The organism is Bradyrhizobium sp. WSM471, assembly GCF_000244915.1.
Classification (GTDB): Bacteria; Pseudomonadota; Alphaproteobacteria; order Rhizobiales; family Xanthobacteraceae; genus Bradyrhizobium.
In genome coordinates this window covers 2,097,390-2,116,063 of the sequence record NZ_CM001442.1, presented here as the reverse complement: position 1 = coordinate 2,116,063, position 18,674 = coordinate 2,097,390, and the positions used below count along the sequence as shown (strand labels likewise).

The window sequence follows — 18,674 nt, the reverse complement described above, 5'->3', positions numbered from 1 at the left end:
GCGGTATGGGTCCTGGCTTTCGCCAGGACGACGCCGGATATTGGATGGATCCTCGCGCCGCCTAACGACCGCCCGCCGTCCTACTCCGCCGCGTCGCGCATTTCGGCGCGCTCGGCCCTGGCCGCGCAGAACTTGAACTCCGGGATCTTGCCGAACGGATCGAGCGCCGGATTGGTCAACAAATTCGCCGCCGCTTCCGCGTAGCAGAACGGCATGAACACCATATTCTCGGGAACGTCGCGGTCGGACCGGACCTTGACCTCGACCGCGCCGCGGCGGGTCTCGAGCCGGATGAAATCGCCCGGCGCGAGCTTCTTCCTGTGCATGTCCTTTGGCGACATGAACGCAACCGCCTCGGGCTCGATCTGGTCGAGCACCTGCGCGCGGCGGGTCATCGAGCCGGTGTGCCAATGCTCGAGCACGCGGCCAGTCGAGAGCACCATCGGATATTCGGCGTCGGGGATCTCGTCCGGCGGGATAACGTGAGCCGGCACGATCTTGCCGCGGCCGCTCGCCGTCGGAAATCCCGTCGTGAAGATGATCTCGTTGCCGGGCTCGTCGGGACTGTCGACCGGATAGGTCACCGCGCCTTCGCGCACAAGCCGCTCCCAGGTGATGTTCTTCAACGACGGCATCAGTTCTGCCATCTCGGTGAAGACATCGCCGGGCCCGGCATAATTCCACGGCAGGCCCATGCGCTTGCCGATCTCCTGGATGATCCAGAGATCCTGCCGCGCATCGCCCGGCGGCTTGATCACCTGGCGCGCGAGCTGCACGCGGCGATCGGTGTTGGTGAAAGAGCCTTCCTTTTCGGCAAACGCCGAGGCCGGCAGGATGACGTCGGCGTGGAACGCGGTCTCCGTGACGAAGAGATCCTGCACCACGAGATGATCGAGCATCGCGAGCGCCTGGCGCGCATGTTGGAGATCGGGGTCGGACATCGCGGGGTTCTCGCCCTCGATATACATGCCCTTGATCTCGCCGGCATGGATCGCATTCATGATCTCGACCACGGTCAGGCCGCGCACGGGATCGAGATCCTGGCCCCACAGCTTCTCGAACGCATCGCGCATGTCGTCGCGGCCGACCGGCTGATAGTCCGGCAGGAACATCGGGATCAGACCGGCATCGGAAGCGCCCTGAACGTTGTTCTGGCCGCGCAGCGGATGCAGGCCGGTGCCGGGGCGGCCGACCTGGCCGGTGATCAGCGCCAGCGCAATCAGGCAGCGCGCATTGTCGGTGCCGTGGACATGCTGGCTGATGCCCATGCCCCAGAAGATGATCGACGATTTTGCCCGCGCATACGTTCGCGCGACCTCACGCAGGGTCTGCGCCGGGACGCCACAGATCGCCTCCATCTTCTCCGGCGTGAACTCCTTGATCTTCTCCTTGAGGTCCTCGAACCCCTCGGTGTAGCCGGCGATGTACTGGTCGTCGGTCAGCCCTTCGGTGATGATCGTGTGAATCATCGCGTTCAGCATGGCGACATCGGAGCCCGGCTTGAACTGCAGATGCTTGGTCGCATGGCGCGACAGCGTCTGCCGACGCGGGTCCATGACGAACAGCTTTGCGCCGTTCTGCTTGACCGCATTCTTGATGAAGGTCGCGGCGACAGGATGATTCACGGTCGGGTTTGCGCCGATCACGATGATGACTTCGGCGTCCATCGCAGCCGAGAACGGCGCCGACACCGCGCCCGAGCTCAGGCCTTCGAACAGCGCCGCGACCGACGAGGCGTGGCACAGACGGGTACAATGGTCGACGTTGTTGGAGCCGAAGCCGGTGCGCACCAGCTTCTGGAACAGATAGGCCTCCTCGTTGGAGCCCTTCGCCGAGCCGAAGCCGGCAAGCGCCTTCACGCCCTTCTCGTCGCGGATCTTGACGAGGCCCTTGGCCGCGATCTCGAGCGCTTCTTCCCAGCTCGCTTCGCGGAAATGCGTGAAGGGATTGGCCGGATCGACCTGGTCGTTGGAATCCTTCTTCGCGTTCGGCAGCCGCACCAGCGGCTTGGTCAGGCGATGCGGATGGTGGATGTAGTCGAAGCCGAAGCGGCCCTTGACGCAGAGACGGTTGCGATTGGCCGGGCCGTCACGGCCCTCGGCATAGATCACCTTCTCGTCCTTGACCTCATAGGTCACTTGGCAACCGACGCCGCAGAACGGACAGAGCGAATCCACCTTCTTGTCGGCATAGGTGACGCGGGTCTGCTTCTCGTCCAGCATCACCGCCGGCATCAACGCCCCGGTCGGACAGGCCTGCACGCATTCGCCGCAGGCGACGCAGGTGGACTCGCCCATGGGATCGTCGAAGTCGAACACGATCTTCGAGCCATGACTGCGATAGGCCATGCCGATGACGTCGTTGACCTGGACCTCGCGGCAGGCGCGCACACACAGGCCGCACTGGATGCAGGCGTCGAGATTGACGCGCATTGCCGGATGGCTGGCATCGGTCGCCCAACGCTCGGCGGCGGGGAAGCGGCTCTCGGTGACCCCAGTGGTTTCGGCCCAGTGCCAGAATTTGGAGTCCGGATCGTGCGAGGTCTCGCGCGCCGGTTGATCGGCGACCAGCAGCTCCATGACCATTTTTTGCGCGGAAACCGCGCGCGCGCTCTCGGTCTTCACCTTCATGCCGACGGATGGCGTGCGCTTGCAGGACGCCGCAAGCACGCGCTCGCCCTCGATCTCGACCATGCAGGCGCGGCAATTGCCGTCGGGGCGATAGTCCGGCGCGGGCGAATAGCACAGATGCGGAATCTCGCGACCCTGGCGTTTTGCGACCTGCCAGATCGTCTCGCCTGCATTGGCCTCGACCTGCTTGCCGTCGAGCTCGAACGTAATCTTCGTCATTCGGCCGCTTCCTTGAACTCGTCAGGGAAATATTTGATCACGGTGGACAGCGGATTCGATGCCGCCTGTCCAAGCCCGCAGATTGAGGCATCGCGCATCGCTTGGCTCAATTCGTCCAGCAGTGCGCGGTTCCAGACCGGTTGCTGCATCAGCAGCGCAGCCTTCTGGGTTCCGACGCGACACGGTGTGCACTGGCCGCAGCTCTCGTCCTCGAAGAACTTCATCAGGTTCAACGCGGCCGCGCGCACGCTGTCTTTTTGCGACAGGATCACGATCGCCGCAGAGCCGATGAAGCAGCCGTATTTTTCCAGCGTGCCGAAATCGAGCGGGATGTCGTCCATCGCCGCCGGCAGGATGCCGCCGGACGCACCACCGGGGAGGTACGCGTAGAACTGATGGCCATCGGCCATGCCGCCGCAATATTCGTCGATCAGTTCGCGCACGGTGATGCCAGCAGGCGCGAGCTTCATGCCCGGATTCTTGACGCGGCCCGAGACCGAGAAACTGCGCAGGCCGTGCCGCTCATGGCGGCCGTGGCCCTTCCACCAGTCAGCGCCTTTCTCGACGATATCGCGCACCCACCACAAGGTCTCGATGTTATTGATCAACGTCGGCCGCCCGAACAGGCCGACCTGGAATGGATAAGGCGGCTTGTGCCTGGGCAGGCCGCGCTTGCCCTCTATGCTCTCGAGCAGCGAGGATTCCTCGCCGCAGATATAGGCGCCGGCGCCGCGGCGCATATGCAATGTCGGACCGCCCGGCGGGAGCTTCGCGATCTCGCGTTCGAGGATTTCGCGCGATGCCGGATATTCGTCGCGCAGGTAGATGTAGATATCCGAGGCCTGCACCACATGGGCGCCGATCAGCATGCCCTCGATGAAGCGGTGCGGATCGCTCTCGAGATAGACGCGATCCTTGAACGTGCCGGGCTCGCCCTCGTCGCCGTTGATCGCCATCAGCCGCGGGCCGGGTTCACCAAGCACCGCGCGCCATTTGCGCCCCGTCGGGAAGCCGGCGCCGCCGAGACCGCGCAACGAGGCCTCATCGAGCGCCTTCAGCAGGTCGTCCGTCGGCAGCTCGCCCGAGCGCAGGCGATTGAGCAGCTTGTAGCCGCCGCCCGCGACATAGGCGTCATAGCCGACATATTCGGGCAGATGCGCGTGGGTGTCGCCAGCCTTCGCCGCCGCCATGACATTGGCGACCGTGGCGTGGTCAACGAAGTTGTGTCCGACTTCCGCGGCAGGCGCCGTATCGCAGCGACCGACGCAGGGCGCACGCACCACGCGGATGCCGGGACCGGACGCATCTTGCAAATCGGCGAGCAGCTTCTCTCCGCCGAGCATCGCGCAGGTTAGCGAATCGCAGACGCGGATCGTCAGCGGCGCGATATCGGGCTCGCCTTCCTTCACCACGTCGAAATGCGCGTAGAAGGTTGCGGTCTCGAACACCTCGGCGAACGCGAGCTTCATCTCGTCTGCGAGCGCAGCGAGATGCGCAGCCGAGATCTGGCGATACTTGTCCTGGATCAGATGCAGATATTCGATCAAGAGGTCGCGACGCCGCGGTCTGTCGCCGAGCAGCTGCGCGATCTCGTGCGCGGCGGTGGGATCGACCTGCCGTCCCTTGGGCGTGGATTTGGCGCGCTTCCGTCCCTGGCCGGGATGTTCGAACTCGCGAACCTTGTGAACGTCGTCGTTGCTGCTCATGGAGACGTCGCGTTCTCTTCAAATGCGTGGTGAGTTTGGACCGGACCGCCAAGGCGATCAGCCTTCATTTCCCGACTCGATCAGCGGAACCACCGGTTCCCGCGTCCCGCCGACCAAGCCAAATTCAACGCAACTCTAATCTCTGGCATGCCAGATGCAAGACAATTTAGAGCGTCTCTAGAATGATTTAGGAGGCAGGCGGTCGCCCGCCATGCCCCTTTTATGCAAGCGTCGGACGGAACCTGATCTCAGGTCTTGCTCATGCACTCTTCGATGTAGAACCAGCGGTCATCGCCGGCGAGGCCCTTGGCTTTCACGTCGGCGCGACAGGCCTTGAGCTTCGGCTTGTTGGCCGCCCACTTCGCCTTCATGTCTTTCAGCTTCTGCATGGTGAGCTTCATCTTGCCAGGCTTGGCTTCGGTCGTTGCAGCAGGCGCTGCAGGTGTCGTTGTCGTCTGCGCGGATGCGGCATGAAGGCCAGCGACGACCAACACGGCCGCAAGGCAAATTCGAAGGCAAGTTCGGTTGCGAATCATTTCAATCCCCTAAGTCCCATTCTTGATGATGTCTGAAAGGCCAACGAAGCGGGACGCCTGATGAGCATCCCGCTTCCGTCTCGACGGCGGTCAGAAGATCTTGACCGCGCTCTCCAATGTCTTCCAAACACCCCAAAGCAGGGGGACGCCGACGAAGGCCCAGAACATCGCCGCCTTGGCGTCAAGCCCGCCAAATCCGATGCCGTAGGAGCCGTGTGGTCCCGCGGCGGCGGCGCTGGCGCTTGCCGCCTGCAACTTCGCGACATCGGCCTCCTTCATGTGCCATTTCGAATCGACTGGCTTGATCAGATAGTTGCAGATCAGGCCAGCGATCAGCATCGCACAGAGGATGTACATCGTCGTGTTGTAGAGCTGATCGCGCGGCACACCCGCCGCAAGCTGGAACTCGCGGATGTAGTTGACGACGACGGGGCCGATGATGCCCGCGGTAGACCACGCCGTCAGCAGCCGGCCATGGATGGCGCCGACGAACTGGGTTCCGAACATGTCGGCGAGGTAGGCCGGCACGGTGGCGAAGCCGCCGCCATACATCGACAGGATGATGCCGAAGCCAAGCACGAACAGCAGCTTCGAACCCATCGCCGCAAAAGTCGGCGCCAGCGCGTAGAGCACGATGCCGAGGATGAAGAACGTATAGTAGGTGTTCTTGCGCCCGATCTTATCCGACAGCGATGCCCAGAAGAAGCGGCCGCCGATGTTGAACAGCGACAGCAATCCGGCGAAGCCCGCGGCGATCGCGGCGATCTGCGCTTTCTGTCCCGCATCGAGCGCGTTGAAGCCGACGTTAGGCAGGCCGATCAGCTTGCCGGCGAAGATCTCCTGCAGCATCGGCGAGGCCATGCCGATGACGCCGATGCCGGCCGACACGTTCAGGCACAGCACCCACCAGATCAGCCAGAATTGCGGAGTCTTGTGTGCATCGTTGAGATGGACGTTGGCCTTCGAGATCATCGCGTTGGCCTTCGACGGCGCGGTCCAGCCCTCGGGTTGCCAGCCGGGCGGCGGCAAGCGATAGCGGAACGCGCCGATCATCATGAACGCGAAGTAGATGACGCCCATCGTGACGAAGGTCTCCCAGACGCCGACCGAGGTCGGGGTCTTGAAGTAGTTCATCAAGAGGTTCGCCAGCGGCGCGCCGATCATGGCGCCGCCGCCGAAGCCCATGATGGCCATGCCGGTCGCCATGCCGCGACGGTCCGGGAACCACTTCACGAGCGTCGAGACCGGCGAGATATAGCCAAGGCCGAGACCGATACCGCCGATCACGCCCGAACCGAGCCACAACAGCCAGAGCTGATGGGTGTAAATCCCGATCGCACCGAGGAAGAGGCCGCCGCACCAGCACAGCGCCGAGACGAAGCCGGCCTTGCGCGGGCCTACGCGCTCCAGCCAGCCGCCCCAGACTGCAGCCGCGATACCGAGCAGCACGAAAAAGAGCGTGTACATCCATCCCATGCTGGCGACCTTCCAGTCGCAGCTGGTCGTGAACAGCTCTTGAAACAGCGACATCTCTGCGCACGCCTTCGGCGCGGTCACGCCGATCGCGCGCGACAGCGGCAGCCAGAACACCGAGAAGCCGTAGGCCATGCCGATGCAGAGATGGATGCACAGCGCGGCCGGCGGTACCAGCCAGCGATTGAACCCGGCGGTCGCGATAGTCCGCTCGCGATCCAGAAAACCTGCGCCGGCACCCGAAAGTGTTCCCGCGCTCTCGATGGTAGACATGCATTCCTCCCCTAAAGCCGCCCTTCTGAACGGCCTGCCACGATGGTCCTGTTCCTCAGCCGTTGCAGCGCAGCCTTTGTCCCTGCTGCTCCGCACAATGATCGACGCGCGCCAGGATCGTCACGCGCATCCGAGACGTTAAACCCCTTGCCTTGGGGACTATGCCCGACGCCACGGCCGGGCTTCTTTCGATGGCCCATTTGCTCCGCATATCGCAGGCACGACTCGACCTCCGCGTCTCGGCGGAGGAAGTCGATTGGGGCAGAAGTGATGATCGATGTCGATAGACAAAAGGTAGGTATCAACCGAGTGACTGCCGGCTAAGTGGGCAGCGCACCATTGATATTTTCTATCGAGCGATCGGCCTTCTCTATCAAGAACACGATGCGCGCGTCGTTGCGCTCGGTGATCTCTACCGTGTCGCCGGTCTCTCGGATCAGGTTTGGAATGTCAATCACCGACAGGGGATCGGTGCAGTACACTTCGAGCTGATCGCCCGGCTGCAGCGGCTTCAGCGCTTTGCGCGTCTTCAGGGCGGGCAACGGGCATTTCAGTCCGGTGAGATCGAGCGTCGTTCTGGTCATCGGCGCAACATGGCGGGAGGGGTCGATGACGTCAACGCCAACACAACATCCAGACTCAGAGCAGATCGGCATAGGACAAGAAACCCACGCTCTGCCCCGGCTCGACACGCGTGACCTCCTCGCCGAGCTCGATGAGGCCGTCGGTGTCGACGAGAGAGGACAACAGCCCCGCTCCCTCGCGTGGAAACTTGATTGCCTCGAGTGCGCCGTCCTGCATGCGCCGCAAGGAGGCGCGAACATATTCCCGTCGGCCCGCCTTCTTCTTGTAGGTGAATGCCGCGCGCACCGGGATCGGCAACGGCTGCTCCGGCAGGCTGCCCGCAAGCGCAAGCACCGTCGGCCGCACCACATGCACGAAGGTGACGAAACTCGCGACGGGATTGCCCGGCAATCCGATCAGCGGCGTGCCGTCGATGATGCCCATCGCCACGGGCCGTCCCGGCTTGATCGCCATCCGCCACAACACCAGCGAGCCGATGCTCTCGACCGCCGCCTTGACGTGGTCCTCCTCTCCGGTCGAGACGCCGCCGGTGGTGAGGATCAGATCGTGCGTGCCTGCGACTTGCTTCAGGCCATTCGCAAGCGAGATACGTTCGTCGCGCAAAATGCCAAGATCGCTGACGTCGCAGCCGAGCCGACGCAGCATCGCCATCAGCATGAAGCGGTTCGAGTCGAACAGCTGCGAGGCCGCGCGCGGCTCGCCGGGAGAGGCCAGTTCATCACCGGTCGAGAACACCGCGACGCGGATGCGCCTGACGACGTCGAGCCCGACAAGGCCGAACGCCGCCGCGAGCGCGACATGCTGCGGCAGCAAGCGCTGGCCTGCGCGCAACGCAATGTGGCCCTGGGGAATGTCCTCTCCCGCAGGGCGGACGTTCGCGCCCGGCTTCAGCCCCGGCGGCAGCACAATTCGGCCGGCATCGTCGAGGCGGACATCTTCCTGCATGAAGACCGTTTCGGCATCCGGCGGCATCGGCGCGCCGGTGAAGATGCGCGCGGCGTGGCCGGCCTTGATCGGCGCCAGTGCCAGACCGCCGGCCTGGATGCGGCCGTCGAGCGGGAATGCCCGCTCAACGCTATCAGGAAGATCGGCGTTGCGCACGGCGTAGCCGTCAACAGCGGAATTGGTGAAGGGCGGCAGCGGCAGCGGCGCCGCGATATCGCGGGCCAGCACGCGCCCATCAGCGTCGATGAGCGCCACGGTTTCGAGATCGACAATCGCGTTGACGCGCGTCGTGATCAGGCCAACGGCCTCGTCGACCGACATCATTGGTCCGCCGAAGGCAAAACAATCGTCCGACAACTGCGCCATGGTGCCTCGTCAACGCATCGCAGCGCTTTTCGCGACCGCTTCCTCGACCGGCATCGCCGCGCGCAGCAGCAATTCCGCGGCCGCGGCGATATCGTCGAGATGGACGGTCGGCAGTCGGGTTTCAATGGCGACATCGGCCGCGATTCCGAAAATTCCGGGGTCATCGGGAAACAGCAGCGGCTTGTCGTTGGCGGCGCGATGCACCTCGATCTTGCGATGCGGCTCGCGCTTGAAACCCTCGACCAGGACGAGATCGACAGCCGACAATTTGCTCAACAGTTCCGGCAGACGCGGCTCTGCCGCCCCGCGCAACTCGTGCATCAGCGCCCAGCGATTTGACGAAGCAACCAGCACCTCGGCCGCGCCGGCCTCGCGATGGCGCCAGGAGTCCTTGCCGGGAACGTCGACGTCGAACTGGTGATGCGCATGCTTGATGACCGAGACGCGCAAGCCAAGCGCATTGAAATGCGGGATCAGCCGCGTCAACAGCGTGGTCTTGCCCGCACCGCTCCAGCCTGCAAGGCCGATGACTTTCATTCCAGCTCCGTCTCCGCGAGCGACCCGGTCCTTGATGGAACCACTCTCTCCTCCGTCATTGCGAGCGCAGCGAAGCAATCCAGGAATGCATCCACGGCGGCAGCCTGGATTGCTTCGCTGCGCTCGCAATGACGAATAGGCGGCATTTCGTTCTCTCGCTAGCATGCTTATATCGGCTTGACCCGAATGTCATGCTAACGTCGCGGCCATGATGAAGATCGACAAAGCCCCAGCGCCCCTGATCGTCCCTGACACCGACGACCCGCGCCTCACCGAGAGCGTGACCGGGACCGACCAGTCCGGCGCCAGGATCGAGATCAAGGTGCCGGTGGAGCGCCCGCTGACGCTCTACCTGAATTCGCAGGAGATCGTCACCATGATGACGATCGGCGACTATCCGGAATATCTGGCGCTGGGCTATTTGCTCAACCAGAACATGCTGAAATACAACGACGCGGTCACCGATGTCGAATACGACGACGACCTCCAGGTGGTGGTGGTGCGCACCGAGCACCACACCAATTTCGAGGCCAAGCTGAAGAAGCGCACGCAGACATCGGGCTGCGCGCAGGGCACCGCCTTCGGCGATCTGCTGGAGGCGGTCGAGAGCGTCGCGTTGCCGAAGGCGGAGCTGCGCACCTCCTGGCTCTACCAGATGACTCAGACCATCAACACCATGCCCTCGCTCTATCTGGAGGCCGGCGCGATCCACGGCTGCGTGCTGTGCAGGGAGGGCGATCCGCTCTGCTACACCGAGGATGTCGGCCGTCACAACGCCGTCGACAAGATCGCGGGCTGGATGTACCGCCACGGCGTCGATGCCTCCGACAAGATCCTCTACACTACGGGACGGCTCACCTCGGAGATGGTGATCAAGACGGTCCGCATGGGAATTCCGATCCTGGTGTCGCGCTCCGGCTTCACCGCCTGGGGCGTCGATCTCGCCCGGCAGGTGGGCTTGACGCTGGTCGGCCGCGCGCGCGGCAAACGGTTCATCGCGTTGTCAGGCGAGGAGCGCATCGTCTACGACCAGAACCTCGCTTATGTCGAGGAGGAATCGGCCAAGCACAAGCGCAAGGGTGAAGGTGGTGACGATTAGCTTTCCGAGCACGCAAGGCGTGCTGCTCGCCGGCGGCCTCGCCCGGCGCATGGGCGGCGGCGACAAGCCGATGCGCACCATCGGCGGCCGCACCATCCTGGAACGCGTGATCGCGCGCCTATCGCCCCAATGCAGCGGGCTGATCCTCAATGCCAACGGCGATCCCGCCCGCTTCGCCGCGTTCGGTTTGCAGGTCGTCGCCGACGACGTGCCCGGCTTTCCCGGTCCGCTCGCCGGCATCCTTGCCGCGCTCGACTGGACCGCCGCGAACCGGCCTGAGGTGGAATGGGTGCTCAGTGCCGCCGGCGACTGCCCGTTCCTGCCGCGCGATCTGGTCGCGCGCTTGCACAAAGAACGCCTCGCCGCGAATGCCGAGCTCGCCGTCGCGGCATCGGACGGCCAGTCGCATCCGGTGATAGGCTTGTGGCGCGTTGGTTTGCGCGACGAACTGCGTCACGCGCTAGTGGTCGAAGACCTCCGCAAGATCGACCGCTGGACCGCGCGCTACCCGCTCGCGACGGTGACGTGGCCGACCGAGCCGCTCGATCCGTTCTTCAATGCCAACACGGTCGAGGATATCGCGGAAGCCGAGCGGCTGGCCGCGCTGGATGCGGCGTCTTAATCAAGCTCTACGCCGGCCGGAATCCCGCGCGCTCCAGTGCGGCACGCGCCTCGTCCGAGCTGAGTGCGGCGAGAAAGGCCTGCACCGCAGGCCGCTGCTTGCGTGCCGTCACCAGCGCAAAGTCATAATGCTCCTCCGCGAGCGGAATGAAACCGAGGCCTACCGCATGGGCGACCGGAGCAATGGTCATGCCCCAGTCGGCGCGGTGCTGTGCGACCGCCGCGGCCACCGCGTTGTGCGAGCGTGGCTGGTTCCAGTAGCCCTCCGGGCGCGCACCACCGAGCAAACGATCGATCAGGATGCGCGTGCCGGCGCCTTGATTGCGGTTGACCATGATGCAGGAGGGATCAGCGAGCGCCGCGACGACGGCGTCCCTCGCACTGTGGCCTTCGAAACGCTTGTCGCCCTTGCGGAACACGATGCCCTGCATCCGCCGCCAGCCCGGCACGAGCTCAAGCCCCTCGATCAGGTAAGGCGTATTGTAGGTCTCGCTCTTGTCGTCGAACAGATGGATCGGCGCCAGATCGCATTCACCGCGCCGCGCCGCCGCAAGTCCGCCGAGACTACCGACGGCGATCGAACGCACGGTCAGGCCGGCATGCGCGAGTTGCGCCGTGACGAGATCGAGCCCGGTGCAATGGCTGCCGACGATGACGAGATCGGGCACCCGCACATGTGGCGTGAACAGCGTCACCTCGGCCTCGGTTCCGGCCGGCATCTGGTCGGCGAGCGCGTCGATGCGCAGAAAACCGTCGGCCTGCGCGAACGACGTGATCGCACCCGACCCCTTTCCGGAGGGATAGGCGATCAAGCCGTCCTTGCCTCCGACCAGCGAGACCATGACGAATTCGGTGCGGCCGAGCTCGGAAGCAATGCGCACCGGCACGGTCGCGTTCACCTTGGCATCGGAGCGCGGCGGCAGTCCGGCCATTTTGCGCAGCATTGGCACGATCATGTCGTGGAAGGTGAACATCGCGGAGGTCGGAAAACCCGGCAGGATCACCACCGGCTTGCCGTCGCACACCGCAAGGCACAGCGGCTTCCCGGGCTTGAGCGCAATGCCATGCGCGATGATGCCGGGCTGGCCGAGCCGGCCTATGATGCGATGGGAGAGATCGCCCGCGCCTTTCGACGTGCCGCCGGAGAGCACCAGCATGTCGGCGTCCGCCAGCGCACGGCGCATGGCGGCTTCGAGCTGGGCTTCGTCGTCGGGAATGGCGCCGAGGAAAACCGCCTCACCGCCGTTCTCGTCGATCGCAGCAGTGACGATCGCGCCGTTGGTGTCGTAGATCGCAGCGGGCGCGAGCACCTCGCCCGGCTGAACCAGTTCGTCACCGGTGGAGATCACGGCAACACGAGGTTTGCGCACCACGCTCGCCTCGGCAAGACCGCAGGCCGCCAGCATGCCGACCTCGCGCGAGCCGATGATCGTGCCGGCGCGCAGCAGCGCCTCGCCGCGCGCGATATCGGACCCTGCGTAGGATATGAATTGCCCGGGCGAGGCCGCGCGACGGACGTCGATCGCACCCGATCCCGCCGGCTGGGTATGCTCGACCATGACCACGGCATCGGCACCGCGCGGCAGCGGACCACCGGTGGCAATCGGCGTTGCCGTTCCCGCCTCCACTTGCAGCGCCGGTACGGTGCCGCAGTGAATGGTCTCGCCATTCAGCCCGAGCCGAACCGGCGCGCCTTCGCCGGCTGTCGCAAGGTCCGCTGAGCGCACCGCAAAACCGTCGACATTGGAACGGTCGAACGGCGGCACGTCGATCGGCGCAGTGATGTCTTCAGCGAGCGACGCACCGAGCGCAGCACCGAGTTTGCGCGTTTCGCTCAAAAGAGCGCGCGGGAACAGCTCGGCCTCGAAGCGAGCCAAGGCGTCCTCGCGGGAAAGGATCTTGAGGAACTGCTCCTGCTCGAGCGCGCTGCGGGTTTGCGATTGCGGGATCATCGTCATGCCAAGACCCATATCATTCCCGCATCAGATAGGCATCGACCGGCGCGCTTGCTGGAAATCCCTCGTGGCTGGCGGGAACAAGCAGCCATGCATCCGCACCGGCCATTGCCTGGAGCGGCCATTCTCCTACCGCAAGCGGCACCCACGCATGATGTTCCTCCGCCAGCAGAACCATTTCGGCGATACCGACGCTGGATGCAATCTTGCGCGCGAGCGGCAAAGTTAACTGTCGGCGCGGCAGCCGCGCCGACAGCCGCTCGACGAGCGGCAGCACGAGCGCAAGCCAGACCGCAAGCGCATGATCCGGCGATCCCGGCAAGGCGACGACAGGAACGGTTCCGAGCCGCCCGACCGCGGCGGTGCGTCCGGGCTGGAGCGCAAGACCATGGGCGATCACGTCACCACGCTGGGCCAGCGCCGTGACCGCTGCATCGTTGCGACCGACACCGCTGCCGCCGATCGTCAGCAGGAGATCGCAGGTGGGCACGCCAAACGCCTCCGCGATCGATCCCGCGTCTCGCGCGCCGGCCTCGCTCGTGTGCACATCCAGTCCTGCGGCGCGAGCGATCTCCGCAATCAGATGCATGGTCCCCGTTGCGCCTGGTACATTGACAATGCGCAGCCGCGGACGGCGCACGTTCAGTCGGTCCAGTCCGGCGGCGCGCGCGAGCAGCAGAGCGCCAGGACCGACCGGATACCCATCTGCCGCGGCAGGCGTGCGTCCGTCGATATCACTTCCAGCGCGCCTGACGCCCTGCCCCGGCACGCCCTCCGCCAACACCTGGACGAGCGGACCAGACAGCTCGACTGCGTCGGCATCGAGCACACAGTCGCATCCCGCCGGCATCGCGTCGCCGGCATCGACCCAGGCGCGCGCTCTTGCGAGAGCTAGCGGTGAATAGGAGGACGCGCCGACCAGATCATTGGCGCGTAACGCCCAGCCATCGGCGGCAGCGACGTCACGGGACGGTCGCGCCGCGAGCAGCGGATTGCCGGCCGCGATGCAGCCGGCCGCTTCGCCCAGCGGCAACTCCACCGGCGCGAGCGGATCACACCCTGTCAGCAACGCGGCGAGCGCGGAGTCGAGCGGCGTCAGCGATGGCGGCAGGCGCTGGGTCATGCGTCATGATGGACCATGCATCGCCCGGTTTGGCAACCGCTGGCAATACGACCGTCAGCCGCCCGACTTGTCCGCATTGGGGAAGAACAGCTGTTGTCCGTCGACCTTGTATCCGGCGATCGCCGCCTGCCCGGCGGGCGAGATCAGCCAGTCGATGAAGTCCTGCCCCAGCTCCTTCTTGACGTTCGGGAACTTCACGGGGTTCACCAGCATCACGCCGTACTGATTGAGCAGACGCTTGTCGCCTTCGACGACGATGTCGAGATCGCCACGCTCCCGAAAAGCGATCCAGCTGCCGCGATCGGACAACACATAGGCCTTTGCCGTGCGCGCTGCATCGAGGGCGGAAGCCATGCCCTGCTTGGCCTCGCGGTACCAGCCGCCTTTGGTGCTCGCGATGTCGATGCCGGCGACGATCCAGAGCGCGAGCTCCGCGGCATGCGTGCCCGAGCGGTCTCCGCGCGTCACGAACGGCGCGCCCTTGGCCTCGATCGCCTTCAGCGCGGTCGCGATGTCCTTGCCCTTGACGCCGGCGGGATCGCTCTTCGGCCCGATCAGCACGTAATCGTTGTACATCACGTCGAAGCGCTTCGCGGCAAAACCGTCGGCCACGAATTTCTCCTCCTGCGGCCGTGCATGCATCAGCACGACGTCGACTTCGCCCCTGCGTGCCCCCTCGAGGACCTCGTCGGCGCGCCGCGCGATCACCGTCACCTCGATGCCGGTCTTGTCACGGAAGATCGGCAGCAGGTAATCGAGCAGGCCGGACTCCTGCGTCGCTGTGGTCGTGGCGAGCACGATCGCGCGTTCCTCCGCGGATGACGCCGCAACGCTCGCGGCGAGGCCGCAGAAAAGCGCGAGTGCAACGGAGAGGCGGCGGACGGCCATGATCGGGTTCCCACAGGCTATGACGCGATCATGATGATGATCGATTGCGCCGCACTCGTGACGCGTCTGCTCATTGTGCCCGCCGTGTCGGGAAATTCCGGCAATGCGGCGCGCGCGACAGCCGCGAGGTCCGCGCCACGCGAGCGATTCAGGATCGTTCACCAAAGCAGAGATCGCGCGTGGGGATGTGTTGCAAAGCAGCGAGATGATCAGGCATGGTCGTAGCGGACAAAACTGGAAATGCAGAATTCCACCTGCGTCGAGCTCCAAAAAGAAGCAAGAATTTGCATAGGAATGCAGGATGGAATTCCTGACGACCAGCGAAGCCGCCGACTATCTTCGGCTCGGCGAACGCAAGCTATACGAACTCGTCACCACCGGTGCGATCCCCTGCACCAAGGTGACCGGAAAGTGGCTCTTCCCGCGGCACGAGCTCGACCTCTGGGTGCTGTCCGGACTGGCGCGTCCGGCCGGCATGCTGATTGCTGAGCCGCCGCCGGTCGTCGGCGGCAGCCAGGACGAGCTTCTGGATTGGAGTCTGCGCGAATCCGGCTCGGGGCTGGGATCGATGAGCGAGGGCAGCGCGCGCGGGCTCGAGCGCTTGCAGCGCGACGAGGTGATGGCCGTGGCGGTGCACTTCCACAGCCTCGATGCCGATGGCAATCTTGCCGCGGACGCCAATGCGACGGTTCTGCGAGACGCTCCGGACCTGCATGATGCATTGCTGGTCGCGTTCGTGCGCCGCGAGCAGGGTCTCGTGCTGCCGCCGGCCAATCCCAAGCGGCTGCGCGGCCTCTCCGACGTGCTCGCGCTCGGGGCCAAAATGGCGATGCGGCAACAGGGCACGGGCGCGCAAATGCTGCTGGATGTGTTGCTGAAGCGCGCCGGCGCCTCGACGCGCGATTTGCGCCGGATCGAGACGCCGGTCCTGACCGGGCCGGATCTCGCCGAGATCGTCCGCGCGGGACAAGCCGATTGCGGAATCGCGACGCGTGCGGCGGCGCGCTCGGCCGGCCTCGATTTCGTGCCGCTGGTCTGGGAGAATTTTGACCTCGCGATGCGGCAGCGCAGCTATTTCCGCCCCGCCATGCAGGGCCTGATCCGGTTCCTCAGCGAAAAGCGGTTGCTCCAGCGCGCCGAGGAGCTGACCGGCTACGATCCCTCCCCCGCCGGACAAATCCGCTTCGCCGGCTGACGTTGACGCCCGCCCCCAAATAGTTGCAAAAGAAACCAATTCAGCCGGGCCATACCCGGGGGTACACCGGCCAACGCGCCGGATCAGGGGAGGACAAGCATGAAGCCAACGAAATTTGGACTGCCGGTGGCTGCCGGCATTGCAGCGACGTTCCTGGCGACGACGTTCCTGGCGACGACGCTGCTGCCGGGCGCCGCAGTGGCGCAGGTGTCCGACGACGTCGTCAAGATCGGTGTGCTTACCGACATGAACGGTCCGGCCTCGGCGCCGACCGGCCAGGGCTCGGTGACGGCGGCGCAGATGGCGATCGACGATTTCGGCGGCACCGTGCTCGGCAAGCCGATCAGCATCGTCGTCGGCGACCACCAGCTCAAGGCCGATATCGGCGGCGCGATTGCACGGCGCTGGTACGACGTCGACCAGGTCGATCTGATCGTCGACGTGCCGGTCTCCGCGGTCGGGCTCGCGGTTCAGAACATGGCCAACGAGAAGAAGCGGCTGTTCATCACCCACTCGACCGGCACCGCCGATTTCCACGGCAAGTTCTGCTCGCCCTATGCGATCCAGTGGGTGTTCGACACCCGCGCGCTCGCGGTCGGCACCGCGGACGCGGTGGTCAAGCGCGGCGGCGACAGCTGGTTCTTCATCACCGACGATTATGCCTTCGGTCATTCGCTGGAGCGCGACGCCTCGGCCATCGTGACCGCCAATGGCGGCAAGGTGCTGGGCTCGGTGAAGCCGCCGCTGGCAACGCCCGACCTCTCTTCGTTCGTGCTGCAGGCGCAGGCCTCCAAGGCCAAGATCATCGGCATCGCGGCGGGTCCGCCGAACAACATGAACGAGATCAAGACCGGCTCCGAGTTCGGCGTGTTCAAGGGCGGCCAGCAGATGGCGGCACTGCTGGCGCTGATCACCGACATCCACGGCCTCGGCCTGCAGGCGGCCCAGGGGCTGTTGCTGACGACGTCGTTCTATTGGGACCTGGACGACAAGACCCGCGAATGGTCGAAGCGCTACTTCGCCAAGATGAACAAGATGCCGTCGATGTGGCAGGCCGGCGTCTATTCGAGCGTGATGCACTATCTCAACGCCATCAAGGACGCCGGCACCGACGATCCGCTCAAGGTCGCAGCCAAGATGCGGGAAAAGCCGATCGAGGATTTCTTCGCCCGCAACGGCAAACTGCGCGAAGACAATCTGATGGTGCACGACCTCTGGCTGGTGCAGGTGAAGACGCCGCAGGAAAGCAAATATCCGTGGGACTATTACAAGATCCTCACGACCATCTCCGGCGACAAGGCGTTCGGTCCGCCGGACCCGGCCTGTGCGATGGTGAAGAAGTGACCGCGTAGCGGTCATCCCGGGATGGTCCGAAGGACCAGACCCGGGATCTCGAGATTCCGGGCTCGATGCTCTGCATCGCCCCGGAATGACGGTCCCTTGTTGCGACCGTCACTTCACCACCCCGATCTCGCGAAAATACTTCATCACGCCTGGATGGATCAGCTCCGGCTTCGGCGCGGCGGCGACGGTGTTTGCGGCCGTGGTCTCGCAGGCTTGCGCGAGCTGCTTGCAGAATGTCGGCTCGACGACGTGAAGCGTCTTCGCAAGACGATAGGCGACATCGTCGGGCAGATCTTCGCGCGTCAGCACAAAACTCCAGGACCCGAGCGAGGCGATCGGTTCGGACTGGTTCGGGTAGCTGCCGGCCGGCACGGTGAGCGGCTTCAGGAACGCGTGCTTGGCGCGGATGCGCGTGATCTCCTCGCCGCTGGGCGCGATGAAGCGCGCGCCTGAGGCGCTCGAGGCGACCGCCGCGAAGCCGGGCCAGCCGATGCCGGCGCCCCAGAGGGCGGCGACACGGCCGTCCTCGACCATCGCGGGGCCGTCGCCGGCGCGGTCGAGATAGATCGCCTTGAAATCCTCGTCCTGCTTCAACCCGAGACCATCGAGCACGTAGCGCGCCAGGATCGGCAGGCCCGAGCCCTTGGCGCCGAATGCGACGGGCTGGCCGACGAGATCGCGGATGGTCTTGTACGGACTGTCCGCGCGCACCACGAACATGCCGGGGTTGGAATAGATCGCCGTGAGAATTTTCAGCCGTACCGGCGCGCGGCCGATGCCGGCGAAGGCTTCATAGGCCGGCTCGCCCGCCACCAGAGCGAGATCGAGCTCGCCCTTCTCCAAGAGCGGAATGTTCTCGTTGCTGCCCTTGGTGTTGCGCGGGGCGATGATCACTTGCGGATCGGCCGCGTTCATCGCTTGCGCAAAGGCGTTGCCATAGAGAGGAAAGCCGCCGCCGGGCGTCGCGGTGCCCAAGCTGATCGTCAGGCCGGGTGTCGTGGTCGGAATGGCGTTGCCTCCGGTTTGAGCGGCGGCGGGGCTGACCAGCAGCGCCGCGCCGAGAAGAAGGGTGGTCGCGAATCTCATGGTCGGTCCCGGCGGGGGCGCGTCAACATCGACTTGCGGCGATGTAGGCAGCGCCCCGATTTTGTGAAAGCATGCGGCCCAACGACAATAGAA

General features: G+C 64.9%; 15 protein-coding genes. 4 read left to right on the top strand and 11 right to left on the bottom strand.

Features of this window, described 5'->3' with window-relative positions; translation table 11 throughout:
* Positions 1 to 80: 80 nt before the first annotated feature.
* The 7 genes from fdhF to mobB all read right to left on the bottom strand — a co-directional run bounded on the left by fdhF (position 81) and on the right by mobB (position 9,270).
* A complete protein-coding gene (fdhF, locus tag BRA471DRAFT_RS09295) occupies positions 81 to 2,849 on the bottom strand; it encodes a formate dehydrogenase subunit alpha (RefSeq protein WP_007606519.1) in 2,769 nt (922 codons plus the stop codon).
* On the bottom strand, positions 2,846 to 4,555 hold the full coding sequence (locus tag BRA471DRAFT_RS09290) for an NADH-ubiquinone oxidoreductase-F iron-sulfur binding region domain-containing protein (RefSeq protein WP_007606517.1): 1,710 nt from the start codon (positions 4,553 to 4,555) through the stop codon (positions 2,846 to 2,848). The genes fdhF and BRA471DRAFT_RS09290 overlap by 4 nt, the downstream gene beginning before the upstream one ends.
* Before the next feature lie 248 nt (positions 4,556 to 4,803).
* Positions 4,804 to 5,091, bottom strand: coding sequence for a hypothetical protein (locus tag BRA471DRAFT_RS09285; protein ID WP_007606515.1), 288 nt, complete (start codon positions 5,089 to 5,091; stop codon positions 4,804 to 4,806).
* A 90-nt stretch (positions 5,092 to 5,181) separates the two neighbouring features.
* A complete protein-coding gene (locus BRA471DRAFT_RS09280) occupies positions 5,182 to 6,837 on the bottom strand; it encodes an OFA family MFS transporter (protein ID WP_007606514.1) in 1,656 nt (551 codons plus the stop codon).
* Positions 6,838 to 7,157: 320 nt separating this feature from the next.
* Positions 7,158 to 7,421: a sulfurtransferase TusA family protein gene (locus BRA471DRAFT_RS09275; protein ID WP_007606513.1), complete on the bottom strand. Its 264-nt coding sequence runs from the start codon at positions 7,419 to 7,421 to the stop codon at positions 7,158 to 7,160.
* A gap of 55 nt (positions 7,422 to 7,476) precedes the next feature.
* On the bottom strand, positions 7,477 to 8,733 hold the full coding sequence (gene glp, locus BRA471DRAFT_RS09270) for a gephyrin-like molybdotransferase Glp (protein ID WP_007606512.1): 1,257 nt from the start codon (positions 8,731 to 8,733) through the stop codon (positions 7,477 to 7,479).
* 9 nt (positions 8,734 to 8,742) lie between these two features.
* A complete protein-coding gene (mobB, locus tag BRA471DRAFT_RS09265) occupies positions 8,743 to 9,270 on the bottom strand; it encodes a molybdopterin-guanine dinucleotide biosynthesis protein B (RefSeq protein ID WP_007606511.1) in 528 nt (175 codons plus the stop codon).
* 208 nt (positions 9,271 to 9,478) lie between these two features.
* Here mobB and fdhD point away from each other — a divergent pair, with 208 nt between their 5' ends.
* Positions 9,479 to 10,369: a formate dehydrogenase accessory sulfurtransferase FdhD gene (fdhD, locus tag BRA471DRAFT_RS09260; protein WP_007606510.1), complete on the top strand. Its 891-nt coding sequence runs from the start codon at positions 9,479 to 9,481 to the stop codon at positions 10,367 to 10,369.
* Positions 10,314 to 10,991 (top strand): molybdenum cofactor guanylyltransferase MobA, encoded by a 678-nt coding sequence (gene mobA, locus BRA471DRAFT_RS09255; protein WP_198287874.1) that lies wholly within the window; start codon positions 10,314 to 10,316, stop codon positions 10,989 to 10,991. Before fdhD ends, mobA begins: the two co-directional genes overlap by 56 nt.
* Positions 10,992 to 10,998: 7 nt before the next feature.
* Here mobA and BRA471DRAFT_RS09250 read toward each other — a convergent pair whose 3' ends face one another.
* From BRA471DRAFT_RS09250 to BRA471DRAFT_RS09240, 3 genes are read right to left on the bottom strand one after another with little or no spacing between them, the layout of a single operon-like run.
* Positions 10,999 to 12,948, bottom strand: coding sequence for a molybdopterin biosynthesis protein (locus BRA471DRAFT_RS09250; RefSeq protein WP_035974796.1), 1,950 nt, complete (start codon positions 12,946 to 12,948; stop codon positions 10,999 to 11,001).
* A 13-nt stretch (positions 12,949 to 12,961) separates the two neighbouring features.
* Positions 12,962 to 14,068 (bottom strand): molybdopterin-binding protein, encoded by a 1,107-nt coding sequence (locus tag BRA471DRAFT_RS09245; protein ID WP_007606502.1) that lies wholly within the window; start codon positions 14,066 to 14,068, stop codon positions 12,962 to 12,964.
* A 54-nt stretch (positions 14,069 to 14,122) separates the two neighbouring features.
* Positions 14,123 to 14,956: a substrate-binding domain-containing protein gene (locus BRA471DRAFT_RS09240; protein ID WP_007606500.1), complete on the bottom strand. Its 834-nt coding sequence runs from the start codon at positions 14,954 to 14,956 to the stop codon at positions 14,123 to 14,125.
* A 301-nt stretch (positions 14,957 to 15,257) separates the two neighbouring features.
* Between BRA471DRAFT_RS09240 and BRA471DRAFT_RS09235 the strand changes: the two genes are divergently transcribed.
* Positions 15,258 to 16,151, top strand: a complete 894-nt coding sequence (locus BRA471DRAFT_RS09235; protein ID WP_007606498.1) for a helix-turn-helix transcriptional regulator — start codon at positions 15,258 to 15,260, stop codon at positions 16,149 to 16,151.
* Positions 16,152 to 16,250: 99 nt separating this feature from the next.
* Positions 16,251 to 17,495, top strand: coding sequence for an ABC transporter substrate-binding protein (locus BRA471DRAFT_RS09230; RefSeq protein WP_007606496.1), 1,245 nt, complete (start codon positions 16,251 to 16,253; stop codon positions 17,493 to 17,495).
* Between the two features lie 108 nt (positions 17,496 to 17,603).
* Here the strand turns inward: BRA471DRAFT_RS09230 and BRA471DRAFT_RS09225 are convergent, their stop codons facing one another.
* Positions 17,604 to 18,581, bottom strand: coding sequence for a TAXI family TRAP transporter solute-binding subunit (locus BRA471DRAFT_RS09225; protein WP_007606494.1), 978 nt, complete (start codon positions 18,579 to 18,581; stop codon positions 17,604 to 17,606).
* Positions 18,582 to 18,674 lie beyond the last annotated feature (93 nt).

Coding starts and splice junctions, on each gene's coding strand:
- BRA471DRAFT_RS09250 (WP_035974796.1), bottom strand. CDS start 12,948: ATGACGATGATCCCGCAATCGCAAACCCGCAGCGCGCTCGAGCAGGAG.
- BRA471DRAFT_RS09245 (WP_007606502.1), bottom strand. CDS start 14,068: ATGACCCAGCGCCTGCCGCCATCGCTGACGCCGCTCGACTCCGCGCTC.
- BRA471DRAFT_RS09235 (WP_007606498.1), top strand. CDS start 15,258: ATGGAATTCCTGACGACCAGCGAAGCCGCCGACTATCTTCGGCTCGGC.
- BRA471DRAFT_RS09275 (WP_007606513.1), bottom strand. CDS start 7,421: ATGACCAGAACGACGCTCGATCTCACCGGACTGAAATGCCCGTTGCCC.
- glp (WP_007606512.1), bottom strand. CDS start 8,733: ATGGCGCAGTTGTCGGACGATTGTTTTGCCTTCGGCGGACCAATGATG.
- BRA471DRAFT_RS09230 (WP_007606496.1), top strand. CDS start 16,251: ATGAAGCCAACGAAATTTGGACTGCCGGTGGCTGCCGGCATTGCAGCG.
- mobB (WP_007606511.1), bottom strand. CDS start 9,270: ATGAAAGTCATCGGCCTTGCAGGCTGGAGCGGTGCGGGCAAGACCACG.
- fdhD (WP_007606510.1), top strand. CDS start 9,479: ATGATGAAGATCGACAAAGCCCCAGCGCCCCTGATCGTCCCTGACACC.
- BRA471DRAFT_RS09240 (WP_007606500.1), bottom strand. CDS start 14,956: ATGGCCGTCCGCCGCCTCTCCGTTGCACTCGCGCTTTTCTGCGGCCTC.
- mobA (WP_198287874.1), top strand. CDS start 10,314: ATGTCGAGGAGGAATCGGCCAAGCACAAGCGCAAGGGTGAAGGTGGTG.
- BRA471DRAFT_RS09280 (WP_007606514.1), bottom strand. CDS start 6,837: ATGTCTACCATCGAGAGCGCGGGAACACTTTCGGGTGCCGGCGCAGGT.
- BRA471DRAFT_RS09285 (WP_007606515.1), bottom strand. CDS start 5,091: ATGATTCGCAACCGAACTTGCCTTCGAATTTGCCTTGCGGCCGTGTTG.
- BRA471DRAFT_RS09290 (WP_007606517.1), bottom strand. CDS start 4,555: ATGAGCAGCAACGACGACGTTCACAAGGTTCGCGAGTTCGAACATCCC.
- fdhF (WP_007606519.1), bottom strand. CDS start 2,849: ATGACGAAGATTACGTTCGAGCTCGACGGCAAGCAGGTCGAGGCCAAT.
- BRA471DRAFT_RS09225 (WP_007606494.1), bottom strand. CDS start 18,581: ATGAGATTCGCGACCACCCTTCTTCTCGGCGCGGCGCTGCTGGTCAGC.